Origin of the sequence: Vibrio sp. 10N.247.311.47 (genome assembly GCF_041467535.1) — a bacterium.
In the GTDB taxonomy this organism is placed as follows: Bacteria; Pseudomonadota; Gammaproteobacteria; order Enterobacterales; family Vibrionaceae; genus Vibrio; species Vibrio crassostreae_C.
Map to the genome: position 1 here is coordinate 1 of NZ_JBFSUR010000003.1, position 13902 is coordinate 13902.

Here is a 13902-nt window from a genome sequence, read left to right on the forward strand (position 1 = left end):
AGAAATACGCGAAACGGGGTTGTTCTATCTTTAAATTTAATTACGCAACAAAGCCCCTTTGAGAGACTTCCGCTCTAGAGGTAAAATTGAAATCTAGTGGCCATCTGATGCCCGTATGTTTCTTCTCTGATATATCGAATGGTACGACCCAAAGCTGATGCCCACCTCCCAACTCAAAGGGGAAATGCAGTGCTTCATCAAAGTTGTCTTGGCTAGGGTAAATCAGCACCACATCCTGACCACTTTCATCATCCGCAAGGTATTTTTTTGCATAAGCAAACAGTTGGTAAATATCCGATTGGGAGATATTTGAATTACTTAACTTGGTATTGAGAAGCTTCCACTTCGTATCGAGCACGACTTGATTGGAGCTCCCTTCCTTAATAATCAAATCTGGGCGTAAACTGAATTTGTTTCTACCGTCATAACGGGCAAGGTACTCACCAGTAACTTGTGTACTAACACTGAGCTTAGGATGACTGACCGCTAGTTGTTCTTTTAAAACTTTAGCAACGTAGTCTTCAAATACCTTCTCCATAGGGAATAAAAGAGAAGCTGCGTTAGCACCACCTTTCATCGTTTGTGGAGAAAAGCCTTCTAAGATTAGTCGACACCAGTCTAAAGGTATTTGGTAGTAACTCATCCCTCTATCAAGCCTGACTTTTGAAAAATCAACGCTGTAGTCCTTACTCTCTGGTATTTCATTAAATACAAAGTCTAGCTCTTGTAACAACTTCTGATTTTCTGCACTCCGCGTATAGCCTTTCACTCGTTTTAGAGCACTATGCATTAACCGGTTTACGGGACGATCGAGTAAGAACTCATCGTACTCACAGTAAAATTTATGCTTACTAATGGAGTTATGCCTAACTTGTTTTCCTACATTCAGCTTCCCCTTTAAGAAACCTAAATTGTCTTCCCTACGTACATAGTCGCTTCTTAAGCCACGTTTTACGAGCGTGTTCACCGACTGTAAGAACTGGCCTATAAATACCTCTAACAACGGCATTCTTTGGCGAGTAATATTAGCATTCGAGGTTTGAATATGTGAGAAACCTTTCAACGCACGTAACATTACTAGTAGTGTGTGCCGAGCTTTCACATAAGCGTCATCATAGTTGTTGTCACTACCTTCATCTGTGAAGCCTTTGCCGATTTTAGGCAAGATTTCAATTTGCGTTTTATCTGGCGTAAACATAACTCCTGCATAGTTTTGAACTTGCAGAACTTCCATACCATTTCGACGACGTAATTGAAGAAGATTTCTTTCATTCTCATTACTTAAGCAAAGCTGCTTGAGATATTGATAAGCTGATATAGAGATAGCTTGAACGTGTGAAGATGCAGTCTGATCTTTCAGCACATCTTCACTCACTAAACAGTCATACTCAAAGAGAGTAATTTCTTGTTTGGCTTTCACTAGCCCTACTCACTATCTTTTGCGTAGATAGCTTTGAACGCTGCCGGGTTTTGCCAAACAGTCCCTGCCCCAAAAGGCTTGAATGAGTATGTCACTTTACAATCCTCATACAGCTCCAATCCATGTTCAGGGCCAAATAACTCACTGTAGGAGTCTTCAGTTCTTTTTAAAAATTGTAGTCTCTCATCTTGCTTCAAACTGTCACCAAGGACTAAACGAATCTTGCTCCAATCTTCATAAAAATACTCTTCCAATAATGGGATTATCTTGTTCTTAAACGCTGACTGTAGCTCGATAAACGCCTTACCTTCATCAACCTCATTGAAAACAGGGAACAAAAAAGCATGACCGAGCGTATGCTCACGATCATAGAGAACTTCAATTCGCTTATTTAGTGTTTCTAGCAATTTAGATAAATTGATGCCCTTAACTTCTTTATCAGCAAAAAGCTTGGGGTTTGGCATCATCTCTTTAAAGTCAAAACGACGACGTAATGCAGTGTCCATCATTGCCAATGAACGGTCCGCCGTGTTCATAGTGCCGATGATATATAGGTTATCTGGCACTGAGAAAGTATCACCAGAATAAGGTAGGATGACTTCTAGCGGCTCCTGCGCACCTTTGCGCTTAGAAGGTTCAATCAAGGTAATCAGTTCCCCAAAAATTTTTGAGATATTACCTCGATTGATCTCATCGATAACTAATACATAGTTTTGGCGTTCTGTTTTGACTTCGCGCTTACTATGCGCAAGCTTTTCTAAATGCTTGATCAAAGCAGAATAGTAAGGGTTCAACCCTCCATTAATCACTCGATCACCATGAAAGATGTCTTTTAAGGTTTTTACACTCAAAGAATGGGTTGATTCACCTTTGTCTTTTTCAAAGCGAATTGTGTTGTTATCGACATCAGTCACTATAAAAAACGTACGAACGGTGTCGATTCGAACGCCCTCTTCCTGTTCAGATAAACTATTTAGAAAACGCCCCCACAATGTATCAAAATCATCTTTCTCATCCGTGGTTTTGGTTTCTTGGTAGTCCTTAGCTTTTTCACAGAGCGCCTTAAATACACCCTCTTTTTCATAGTAAGAAATTTGACCGCCTTCTGTTTTAGCACTAAGTCCTTCCACAAACTCTTCATACCCATAGCTTTGATGGAATGTGACAAAACGAATTCGACCAGAGTCAGTCAGTGCTTTGTATTTTTTCGTTAGTGAGTCTCTTTGCTCTTCTGACACACCGGTTTCAGGATCAATGTTTATGCTGGCGTAAAAGTCAGGATCAGCGGCTTGAACTGCGGCTTCGATAGTGTGGTATGTTTTACCTGTTCCCGGTGGGCCATAGAGAATTTGATTTAGGGGAGCGGCATTTGTATATACGTTGTTTTTGAACACGTCATACTCCTCTTTTGGCTCTTCAACCAGGACTTCAGAATTCAATGGATAGTCATGTGCAATGTTTTCATAAACTGAAAGTAACGAGTCTAGATCCGAAATAAGCTCTTGTTCAGAAGGAATAGACCCTACAGGGTAAAATTTGGCGACAACATTAGGTTCTTCATAAGATTTACCAGTAATTGTCTTTGCTTTTAAGTCTAGCGGACCTTTAGTCCAGCCTTTTTGAGTTAGCAACAATTCACAATATGGGTATATTGAGTCAGCGTTTTTCTTAGCTTCGTGCTTAGCCCCTCTGGTACCAAACTTTTCTTTTAGCTTGGTTGTACCTTGGTTAAGAGAAAGGTATACACCGCTTCCATCAGCACAAAACAAATACACAGGGTAAATCCCGCCTTGAGTCGTCTGAGTTATAGCACTATGCAGGATAGAAACCCAAGGAACATCAGCCCAATTCCCAGCACCGATCGATCCCTTTAAAACAAAGGCACTCTCCTTGGTGCTAGCAATATTTTCTATTTCTTGAACAAGCTCGTTTCTAATAACTCGACCAAGACGGTGCCCAGAAAAGGCTTCCTTTTTAGCACTCTGCCAGTTCTCAAGTACATCTTTTAGCTTTTCTCTTAACATTGTACCTACTACCTTTCTTATTATTTTTACCCTGAGCCAACAATATGAAGAACTAGAGTTCCTCCGCACCTGCACTTAAGAAATATTCGTAAGTTTCGTCGAACCGTGCCTCTTGAGGAAAATAAAACACTACGCCATCTCTACCCCTTGTCATCAGTACCCGGTAACTATTAAGTTTTATTTGATAGGGGTCTCTCACTTTTTGATTCCCCTTGTAAAGTTGCCACCCTCTCCCGTCAAAAATAAAGTCATCAGCCCAAACAAGAATCGGCATATCAAGCTCTAAACCTTGGCTCTTAAATTCATCGATGGTCCGCTCAAACTGACAACACGATTTTGGAGCACTCACATCATCATGAAACCATGGACCGACAGTTTCTTCAGTGTACTTCGTATTACTGGAAGAACTTAATAACCCGTACTTCTTGGCTGTGCCTTGGTACCTGGTTCTGCAATACCTTTTAGCTTTATCCAAATCTCTGGTTAGATAGATATTGAAACCGTCTTTAATCGTCTGCTTAGCCAGCGCAACATCCGGCTTATCATTCAAAACACCTTCCACCCACTTAGGATATAAACTTGCGCTATGAGATCGTAAAGACTGATCTAAATTTAGCAATGGGTTTACTCGAACACGATTACTGCTCATGAATTGAAAATGATGCTCTAACGCTGGTGGGCAAAAAACAATCCAAGGCTCTTCACTACTTTTCAAAGCATCACACCAAAGAGAAATACCCACCTCTTCACCTACATAAATCTCTTGTCCCTCTCCAACTAGAGCGACATAGTGACAAGGCGTTTTATCTTTATCTTTATCTTTATCTGCGATCCTGATGATGCAAGAAGGCTCCGACATTTGGTAATTCTTGTTTTTATTTTCGTCCCACATCCTCTGGGCTTCATCAAAAACAACCAAATTAGTATGAGGGGTTGTACGTGGCTTCATATATTCGCGTTTAAAGTCTTTCAACGCGCGAACAAACGTTTTGTCATCAAGAGCATATTGCAAGACATCTACCAGCGGGCCATTCCCAGATAAAAACTGGCCTCTTTTGTTCCGATGTACAAACTCCAAACCCAGCAACGTCTTCCCTGCTCCAGGAACACCAGTAACCAGGGTCAATACACTCGCCCGATTTCTATTTCCTTCACTCTCAACCCAAGCAGTTACTTTATCCAACTCATCAAGCGCTTCATAAATCCCTGCGCTTTTAGCGCTCTTTAGTTCTTCTATTGGGTTGTTTTGAAATATCTCTACTGCCGCATCCACTAAATTTGGTAATGGCGCATAAGGCGATTCAAGCCACTGTTTTAAATCAGTGTTAGTTGGAGCGCCCGTTAAGTACTTATCAAGAAAGGCTTTGAGTTTATCGCTAGATAGGATTGAGATATTACTTTCGATATCCGTTAATTTACCGGTGGATTGAGTCAAAACCAAACCGGCAATCACCTCTAGCGCAGCGCTTTCATGATGGTAATTGCAGAGATCTCGATAATAGCCACACAACTGGTCATAATCGGCTCGCTGATAGCGATCCTTCATTTTGAATTCTAAAATGAATAGCTTATTTTCGACTAGAAGCAGAACATCAGGCCTACGCCCTCCTTCCATTGGTAGAGCATACTCAAAAATAACATAGCCATCAGATTGGGCACGCTTGGAGAGTTCTTTCTGAAGATGATGAAAACAATCAACCCAAGCTCGTTTCTGAAGTTCACCGAGCTCTAAGCCAGGGAAGTTAATACAAAACTCAGAACACATGTTGGCCAACCAGTTTTCTTCTTGTTCTTGAAGAAAGACATCAATCCTATTTGCATAGCAATAAGTCATTCACGGTCCTCTTCAGTTTGCTTGCAACTTTGCAACGATGGGAACATCAGCTGCAGCCCAATCTAAAGAAGTTAGCTCATCGAGATTTAACCACAATGCTTGAATATGCTCAGTAAGTACTATCTTTCGGTTTTCGACAGGACATAAATAAGCGTGCATCGTGATATGAAAGTCAGGGTAAGCATGCTCAACCGTCATGAAATAATCTACATGTTCGATATTCAGATGCAGCTCTTCATTCAACTCTCTTTTAATGGCTTCTTCTCTCTGCTCACCTACTTCCACTTTCCCGCCGGGAAATTCAAACTTCTCATGGATATAAGCTAACTTTGAAGGACCGCGCTGAACACACAAAGTTTTATCTTCATGTTGAATAATGGCCGCTACTACTTCTATTTTTTTAACCATATTCACTTGCCCCTAACTATTCTTCTTATAATTCTCAGCCTGCTCTAGCACGCCTTTGTAAACATCATCATTGGCAACTGGTGGGAAGCCGTATTTGTGTAGCAGTAAGATTAAATCCACTTTCAACTTGGCTTTGATGTCATCGCGGCCTGCCCAGTCTGGGTATTGAGCGACATTGTCTACTGTGGTTTTCATCTCCTTCGCCAGTTCGAGCATCTTGTCATCGTCGTAAGTGAAATCGTACTTCTTGCGCATGTGGTTCAAGATATCGAGGAACGCTTTCTCTTCTAGGTCGATGCCTAGGTCTTCAAACGAGCCCATTTCTTTCACGATATCAAAGATAATATCGGTCATTTCTTGAGAGAAGGTATCGAACTCCTCGCCATTCAACACATCATTTTCACGGCGTTCGTTATACTGCTCCACCAGCGATTGGAAGCGCTTAGAGAAGTTCATGCCTTGCAGCTGGTTGACCTTTTTAAAATCACTTATCGCCTTCTCTAACAGCTTTTGAAGCAACTGAATCTTGGTGTTTGGCAGCTTAATCTTGTTGATACGAGCTAGGTAATCTTCGTCAAAAATATCGATAGCTTCGGCGTGCTCATCACCAATCGTAAAGATCTCTTCTACTCCATCGGCACGAAGTGCTTCTGCCACTAACTCACGAACACGTCTATTCATTTGTGCCGTGTCTGGTGCATCACCTTTGGTTAGCTTAAAGATGATAGAGCGCACTGCGATATAGAAGTGAATTTGGTCACGCTCTTGCTGAGATAACAATTCACTACCACAGCAAACATCATAAGCCGCCTTCATACGGCCCACTAAAGCCATGAATCGGGTTTCGCCTTTCTTGGTTTGAAGGATGTATTCTGCCGACTGATTAAGGCACTCCAGCTGCTTACACGGCTCTCCTGTGTAATAACCTGACGTATCGAGCTTGTGGAACATCTGTCTTAATAGATCGAGGTGGTTCTTCACCTCAATGACAGAAAAACGAATATCTTCAAAGTTAGTCTCATCAGCCTTTGAATACATTGCTAAGGCTTGATTCATTCGCGACTTGATACCAATGTAATCGACAACCAGCCCTTTCGCCTTGCCTTCAAACTTACGGTTAACACGTGAGATGGTTTGAATCAGGTTGTGTTTCTGCAACGGCTTATCGATGTAGATAGTATCCAATTCAGGAACGTCAAAACCTGTTAACCACATGTCGACTACAATGGCTATTTTGAAATTCGACTTAGGACTCTTAAACTGCTGGTCGAGCGATTTTCGATATTCCTTTGTCCCTAGCAGGCTGTACTGATCAGGGTCATCGTCTTTACCGCGCGTCATCACCATTTGCACCATCGCAAGTGGCTTTAACTCTTCTTTCTCTTTATCAGTCAGCTCGACGCCATCAATTGATAGCTTTTCCTCGAACCATTCTGGCTTTAAGACTTTGACTTGCTTATAAAAATCAAACGCAATTTCACGACTCGCACAGACAAACATCGCCTTGCCCTTTATCGTAGAACCTTCTTTAACTCGCCCTTCATAATGTTCAACAAAGTCTTTCGCCAAAGCTTCAATACGGTCAGGGTCGCCAAGAATCGCGTTCATATTGGCAGAAGCTTTCTTGCTCTCTTCTATCTGATGTTCATTAGTGCCAGCTTCTGCGCACGCTTGGTAGTATTTCTCGACCTCTTCAAGCTTGCTGTTATCAAGAATGACTTTAGCGGCTCGGCCTTCATAAACAATACGAACCGTAATTTCATCATTAACAGATTCTGTCATGGTGTAGCTGTCTACTGCATCACCGAATACATCAAGGGTGGCATCGATCGGCGTTCCGGTGAAGCCAACGTAAGTCGCGCTTGGCAGAGAATCGTGTAGATACTTAGCAAAGCCGTATGTCTCTTTCACATCGACGGCTACACCATCTTGATATTTGATCACCACTTTCTTATCGAGGTTGACCTGTGAACGGTGCGCTTCATCAGAAATACAGATGATGTTTGTACGCTCTGAAAGCAATTCGATGTCTTCGGTGAACTTATGAATGGTAGTCAGGAACACACCACCACTCTTGATGCCTTGTAGCTTATCTCTTAAATCTTGACGGCTTTTAACTGGCACCACCATCTCATCACCAATGTAATCAGAGGCATTACAGAACTGTTTAGAAAGCTGGTCATCGAGATCGTTGCGGTCGGTAATAAGTACAATGGTCGGGCTTTCAAAATCGATGCTTTTCATCAATAGGCGAGATAGAAACTGCATGGTAAAGCTCTTACCACACCCTGTTGCACCAAAGTAAGTACCGCCTTTACCACTACCGTATGGCTTACGTTCTTTGTCGATGTTGTAGTAAAGCTTACGCGCTGCGTAGTACTGCGGGTAACGACAACAGACTTTTATCTCTTTCTTAGAGGTATCAGGGAAGAAGACAAAGTTCTTCACTACATCAAGTAATCGAGTTTGGTTAAACAACCCGGCAATCATGGTGTAGAGGGAATTAATACCCTCTTTTTCGGTAGACTCGTTGCCCGTTACTTTGCGCCACGCGTAAAAAAACTCATACGGCGCAAACAGGTTGCCCATTTTGTTGTTCACGCCATCGCTGATGATGCACATCGCGTTGTAGACGAACAGCTTGGGAATATCACGGCGATAACGCACACAGATTTGCTTCCATGCATCAAAAATGGTCGCGTCTTTCTCTCGCACGGCACTTTTAAATTCAAACACCACCAGCGGTAAGCCGTTCACATAAAGGATGCCATCAGGGATTCGAATTTGTTCATCGACCCCCTCAATCTCTAGCTGGCTAACGATTTTATAGATATTGGTGTCAGTCGCTTCTAACCGATTTGTTTCTAGGTACGTAACCTTACCTTCAGCAACTTTTCTATCAGAGTTGTCTGCTTTAGATTTATTCTCTAGCAGCGGGACAAACATCAAGCGTAAGGCTTGTGCCAAATGTCTTGTATCGATTAACTCAATATAGAGGTCTTTCTTTGAGCGATCTTCACGCTTAAACAAGAAGCCATTCGTTAGCCATTGGCAGAAGGTTTTATTGCTATGGTATAAATCACTGGCAGGCAACGTTGAGATCATACGAACAATGGCGTCAATTTCGCTCTCGGTTATAGCATCGCCTCGGTACTGCTTGGCAAGGTAGCGGCGTAAGTCATCTAAGATGAGTACTTGTTCTTTGTCTTCACGCGCTATTTGTTCACCCACTACGTGTGGGTAGCCTTGCTCACCCAATAGCTCAATAATGGCCTGTTCGAGTTTGGCTTCAGTAAATTTTAAGCTCATCGCCTTTTCCTACTGCTGTTTGACGTTGTTTGTTGTTTTCTAAATTGAGTTATTTAAATTTGTTTTGTAGTAACTCGGTTTCGGGCTTTGTTCCATTTTCTCAACACCGCAGATCTTGTCACCTCCGCAGAATCAGATATATTTTGAATAATATTTCTGAATTAAAGCGAACATATTACGCTTACGCTTGTACGTGGTAGCGAGTTGCGCCACCTGACTATAAAATGTCGCCAATTGAGTAGGATGCGATTTCAGCATATTCTCTAAACGTCGAAGTAACTCTAAAGCTTGATCGTAAGCCGTATTATTGGTCTGTTCGATATAAGATGAGACTGCTCGCAGATAATAATCCAGCGTATTTTCAGGTATATCATCCACAATATGATCGGCAAGCGAAATAAGTCCTTGTATTGATATTTTATGTTCGGCAACCCATTCGCACGCTTTGTCTAATTGCTGGTTATCGATATAGAACAGAACCAAGGCATCCGTACGATCAGAAGCTTGATTATAGCGGTCTGGTTGTTGATAGGCATTGGCAAGTAGCAGTTCAGTGCGGGAGAAAAATTCAACATCATCAATTTGGTAATTGGCTTTAAACTTCGCTAACTGTTGATAATATTGAAAGCTTGGTGATTGTTCTAACAAACGGTTAGCTAATACCCATGCAGAATGGATTTCACCTAGTTCAACATAAAGACGGAATTGAGCTTGTTCGCACGCACGAAGTTCATAATCACTCGCCATTTTTTTCGCCTTAGCTAACCAAAACTCAGCTTCTAACGGCTCTTGCTCATCAATGAACATATCAACAACTTCAAGATAATCTCGACACGTTCGTGCTATTTTTTGTTTAATTTCCGCCACTTCACGCCAATCGAAGCTGTGTTTCATTAACGGAACTGCCCATGAGCGTAAGTTCCAGCTACTCTCATCTTGCGATGCTTGATCTATCGCTTGGCGGCATAAGGTTAGAAAGTGGGTGTTAGATTGCCAAATCGCTCCAAAACTCTCTTCAATCGAAGGAAATACGTCAAATTCGTAATGGGTCAAACGCTCAAACATCCACTGCGCTTTCTCTTGCTCACTCCAATTAAGCTTTGCCAGCGTCTTTGGCATGTGTTCGTTAATCATGCTTTCAATGCCATAACGATCGCCATTGGAGTCATCAATTTGCTCTAGCACCTTATTCAACCGTTCAACAAGGTAGTTGATTAATTTCCATTGATGATCGGCGTTAAGGCTTTGCATTGATTCAATGATCATGTTCAATTGAATTTCTGCTGAGTTGAAATAATCATGGCTTTCTCGCCAATCCCAGAGCTGTTCTCGCGGTAAGGCTTGGGTAACCAACTTTTTCAGCTCGCCATATACGGCTGGCTTTTCGCGTATTTCAATTTTTGTCAGCAGTGCATTCCATGTGTACTCATCTTCTTCTAGGTATTCGAGTAGCATCTCTACCATGGCCTCTTCACCAAGGCTTTGCAGGTGATTTTTTATGGTATCTCGTTCACTACTTTGGTTTAAAGCTTGTTCTTGGTCTTGTAGGCAAAGGGCAACCGCCACGCCGTGCTTGCACAACATTTGATATTGCGCCGCAGGGCAAGTACAAGTGCCAACCAGATCGCCAGTGAAATCGAGGCTCACTTGATAATTGAGGCTGCCTTTGACCTGTGCGGTCGCGGTGTTGCCAACAAGGTTAAGCTTGCGTACTGCACCACTGCGTGAAAGCAAGATGCCTTTTTGCAAAGTGCTTGTTTCACACAGTGTCGTCAATTCAGAAATGTCGATTTCACGAGTATTAGTTGCGTTCATTATATTATGGTTCCACCTACGCTTTGCTTTGTTCTATTTCGGATTCATCTAATTCCCACCTTCGTTATCTCAGAACCGAGGCGCGAGGTATCTGAGATCTCGCTTTTCACCACCGTCAAAAACGAGATTCCTGATAAGTTCGTTCCTCACTTTCTGGAATGACGAAAGGTTACTCTGCTAGTGCTTTAGCTTGTTCTACTTGCACGTTTTCTAAGTCGATTTCGCCGGAAAGCAATTTAGGGAGTAGTGTGTCACGTAGGTCTTCAAGAACTGTATTTTGTGCATTATTTTTCGCTGCCATACCGACTAGATTACTAGCTACAGCACTGTACTTTTCTAGAAGTTCTCGTGGCGGAGTCAAAATCTTAACCTTACGAAGCTCAGCTTGCTTAATACCTAATGCAGTTGTACCTGAAGCTCGACCTTCCATATCTGCCTTTGCTTTTGTGGTTTGGAGCCAGTTAAATAAAAATTCTGGACTACAAACGTCACTGTTAGCTCTAAGGCCGTATAGTCGTTGGCTTAAGCAAAAATCTTCTGAACCATCAAAGAAGTACAGTTCGCCCATAGGCGCTTCAGAAGTCATAATGATGTCACCTTTAATAAGCGGCTCTTTCATCCATTTCTTGTATGTAGCTTCATCGATAAAACGAATTGTGTCTGGGCGAACAATCTTTTTGGATTTAATATTTTTTGCAGATATTGCTGGGTAACCTTCCTCGACCCAGTCACTACCTAACTTCTTAGGTGTTTTGCCACGATGATCGATAATCATAGATGTGTGACTGTCCAGTGTTCCAACTTCCCAACCTTCCGGGATCAACCCTAGCTCAGACTCAACTAGCTTTTCTGGGAAAAGCGAGGCAACTTCTTTTGAAAGAAAAGGCGCATCCATCCCTTTTGGCTGTTCGCCATTCATTTTGGCTTTTACTGGGTCAAAATCGACAAACCAAGATTTGAAAAGCGTTTGTGCCATTTGCTCTAGGGTTTGGTTTATTTGGTTGTTAAGAGTAATTTTCTGATCTAATGCTGCTCCAACAGATACTATTTGGTCTTGAACCTCTCTCCTAGGCCACTCAACTTGCAATGGATGGACATGATTGCGGTTAAGAGCAGGGTTTGCTGCACCTACATCCATTTTTTTTAATTCCGCAGACATACCTTTGAAAAAGTAGTACACAAACTGTGGATTATTCCCTTTGAAATCTTTAACCCATAGGGATGTGTCATGAGGCCAAAAGTCTTTCTCCACAAAAAACACTGTTCCTAGAGTACCTTTTCGACCGAGAACGACTCCGGGCGCTTCTACTTTAGACACATTGTGATAACTTGATATTCCTCCTGAAGAAACTACAGGCACATTACCCTCTTGCTGCTCCTTCTTGGTTATATCAAACCCTCTTTGAAGAGTAATCTGCTCACCAATTGTGGTTGAGAAAAAGTTACTCCCCATAACCCAACGCCTCCAAATTGCGGCGAATCGCTTTATCCAAGTCTTGAGATTGATTCATTTGGCTGTATAGGGTTTGTGAAAGCTCACTCATCTTGGTTTCAAACGGAATACCATCATCTTCCATGTCAGCTGCGCCTACATAGCGCCCTGGAGTCAGTACAAAATCATTAGCCTTGATATCAGCAATGGTTGCGGATTTGCTAAAACCTGCTTTGTCTTGGTACTTATCTACTTTGCCATCACCACGTTCAATACGCGCTTTTAGTTCTGCTTCATCGCAGCGCCATGCATGGTATGTATCAGCAATTAGCGCGATATCGTCTTTAGTCAGTTCTTTATTGGTGCGGCTAATCATGGTGCCCATTTCACGAGCATCAATAAACAAAGTCTCTTTTTGACGGTTACGGAAACCTTTAGTGGTGTTCTCGGTTTTGTCTTTAGTGATAAACCAAATACACACTGGGATTTGCGTCGTGAAGAACAGTTGCCCCGGCAGAGCAATCATACATTCAACACGGTCATTCTCGATTAGCTGCTGTCGGATCTCACCTTCGCCGGACGTGTTTGAACTCATAGACCCATTCGCCAAAACAAAGCCTGCCGTGCCTGTTTCACTTAACTTAGACAGCATGTGCAAAATCCAACCGTAGTTGGCATTGCCTGTTGGCGGTGTACGATAACCAGCAAAGCGCGCATCATCGGTTAGCTCGGCTTCATTACGCCAACCTTTAAGGTTAAATGGTGGATTCGCCATGATGTAATCGGCTTTCAAGTCTTTATGCTGGTCAGCAAAGAAGGTATCGGCTGCACGTTCACCTAAGTTGCCAGATAAACCGCGAATGGCTAAGTTCATCTTCGCCAGTTTATAAGTGGTCGAGGTCAACTCTTGACCATAAATAGCAATATCTTTGGTGCGCCCTTCGTGCTCTTTAATGAATTTTAAAGACTGAACAAACATACCGCCCGAGCCACAAGCCGGGTCGTAGATCTTACCTTGGAAAGGTTCTAGCATTTCAGCTAACAGTGTTACCACTGACTTAGGCGTATAGAACTCGCCCCCGCCTTTGCCTTCGGTTGCTGCAAACTTGCCTAGGAAGTATTCGTACACACGACCGACTAAGTCTTCTTCGCTCATGTCACATTCGTTTGCCAGCGTGTCGATGTTTTCAATGCTGTCGATAAGTGACGCCAGCTTTTTCACTTCCAAACCTTGGCGCGAGAAGTAGTTGTCTGGCAGGGCGTCTTTTAAGCTAGGGTTGTTTTTTTCGATGGTTGATAGAGCGGTATCGATAATGATGGCGATATCGTCTTGCTTAGCGCGTGCTTTAACAAATGACCAACGCGCATCTTCTGATAAAAAGAAGATGTTGTCTTGTTGGTAGAACTCTTTCATCTCAACAAAAGCTTCTTGCCCGTCGTCTATCATCTTCTGACGGCGTGCTTCAAACTTGTCGCTGATGAACTTTAAGAACACAAGGCTTAATACCACGTGTTTGTATTCAGATGACTCAACACTGCCACGCAGCTGATTAGCGGTATCCCAAAGGGTCTCTTCAAAGCCTTTGGTCGCTTTTTTAGCTTTTGACGTAGGCTTAGCTTTTGAGGCGGGTTTCTTGTTAGCGGGTGCTTTTGCCATGTT

Annotated in this window: 8 protein-coding genes; all 8 read right to left on the minus strand. The window is 42.5% G+C overall.

Annotated elements, in window-relative coordinates; all coding sequences use genetic code 11:
* Positions 1-40 precede the first annotated feature (40 nt).
* The 8 genes from AB6E51_RS02745 to AB6E51_RS02780 all read right to left on the minus strand — a co-directional run bounded on the left by AB6E51_RS02745 (position 41) and on the right by AB6E51_RS02780 (position 13899).
* Complete coding sequence (locus AB6E51_RS02745; RefSeq protein ID WP_372058435.1) at positions 41-1420, minus strand: McrC family protein; 1380 nt, start codon at positions 1418-1420, stop codon at positions 41-43.
* A gap of 5 nt (positions 1421-1425) precedes the next feature.
* On the minus strand, positions 1426-3444 hold the full coding sequence (locus AB6E51_RS02750) for an MrcB family domain-containing protein (RefSeq protein ID WP_372058437.1): 2019 nt from the start codon (positions 3442-3444) through the stop codon (positions 1426-1428).
* A 52-nt stretch (positions 3445-3496) separates the two neighbouring features.
* Entirely contained in the window at positions 3497-5278 is a 1782-nt protein-coding gene (locus tag AB6E51_RS02755; protein ID WP_372058438.1) for a DNA/RNA helicase domain-containing protein, read from the minus strand.
* Between the two features lie 12 nt (positions 5279-5290).
* Positions 5291-5686, minus strand: coding sequence for a (deoxy)nucleoside triphosphate pyrophosphohydrolase (locus AB6E51_RS02760; protein ID WP_102393898.1), 396 nt, complete (start codon positions 5684-5686; stop codon positions 5291-5293).
* Positions 5687-5698: 12 nt separating this feature from the next.
* Positions 5699-8995 carry a type I restriction endonuclease subunit R gene (locus AB6E51_RS02765; RefSeq protein WP_372058440.1) on the minus strand — a complete coding sequence of 1099 codons (3297 nt, stop codon included), beginning with the start codon at positions 8993-8995 and terminating at the stop codon, positions 5699-5701.
* Positions 8996-9127: 132 nt separating this feature from the next.
* Entirely contained in the window at positions 9128-10810 is a 1683-nt protein-coding gene (locus AB6E51_RS02770) for an SWIM zinc finger domain-containing protein (RefSeq protein ID WP_372058442.1), read from the minus strand.
* A gap of 169 nt (positions 10811-10979) precedes the next feature.
* On the minus strand, positions 10980-12263 hold the full coding sequence (locus AB6E51_RS02775) for a restriction endonuclease subunit S (protein ID WP_372058443.1): 1284 nt from the start codon (positions 12261-12263) through the stop codon (positions 10980-10982).
* Positions 12253-13899 carry an N-6 DNA methylase gene (locus AB6E51_RS02780; RefSeq protein ID WP_372058444.1) on the minus strand — a complete coding sequence of 549 codons (1647 nt, stop codon included), beginning with the start codon at positions 13897-13899 and terminating at the stop codon, positions 12253-12255. Before AB6E51_RS02780 ends, AB6E51_RS02775 begins: the two co-directional genes overlap by 11 nt.
* Between the last annotated feature and the right edge of the window lie 3 nt (positions 13900-13902).

What these genes read in the sequence shown, in the direction of transcription:
- AB6E51_RS02750 (WP_372058437.1), bottom strand. Translation starts at nt 3,444, where the DNA reads ATGTTAAGAGAAAAGCTAAAAGATGTACTTGAGAACTGGCAGAGTGCT.
- AB6E51_RS02755 (WP_372058438.1), bottom strand. Translation starts at nt 5,278, where the DNA reads ATGACTTATTGCTATGCAAATAGGATTGATGTCTTTCTTCAAGAACAA.
- AB6E51_RS02760 (WP_102393898.1), bottom strand. Translation starts at nt 5,686, where the DNA reads ATGGTTAAAAAAATAGAAGTAGTAGCGGCCATTATTCAACATGAAGAT.
- AB6E51_RS02765 (WP_372058440.1), bottom strand. Translation starts at nt 8,995, where the DNA reads ATGAGCTTAAAATTTACTGAAGCCAAACTCGAACAGGCCATTATTGAG.
- AB6E51_RS02770 (WP_372058442.1), bottom strand. Translation starts at nt 10,810, where the DNA reads ATGAACGCAACTAATACTCGTGAAATCGACATTTCTGAATTGACGACA.
- AB6E51_RS02775 (WP_372058443.1), bottom strand. Translation starts at nt 12,263, where the DNA reads ATGGGGAGTAACTTTTTCTCAACCACAATTGGTGAGCAGATTACTCTT.
- AB6E51_RS02780 (WP_372058444.1), bottom strand. Translation starts at nt 13,899, where the DNA reads ATGGCAAAAGCACCCGCTAACAAGAAACCCGCCTCAAAAGCTAAGCCT.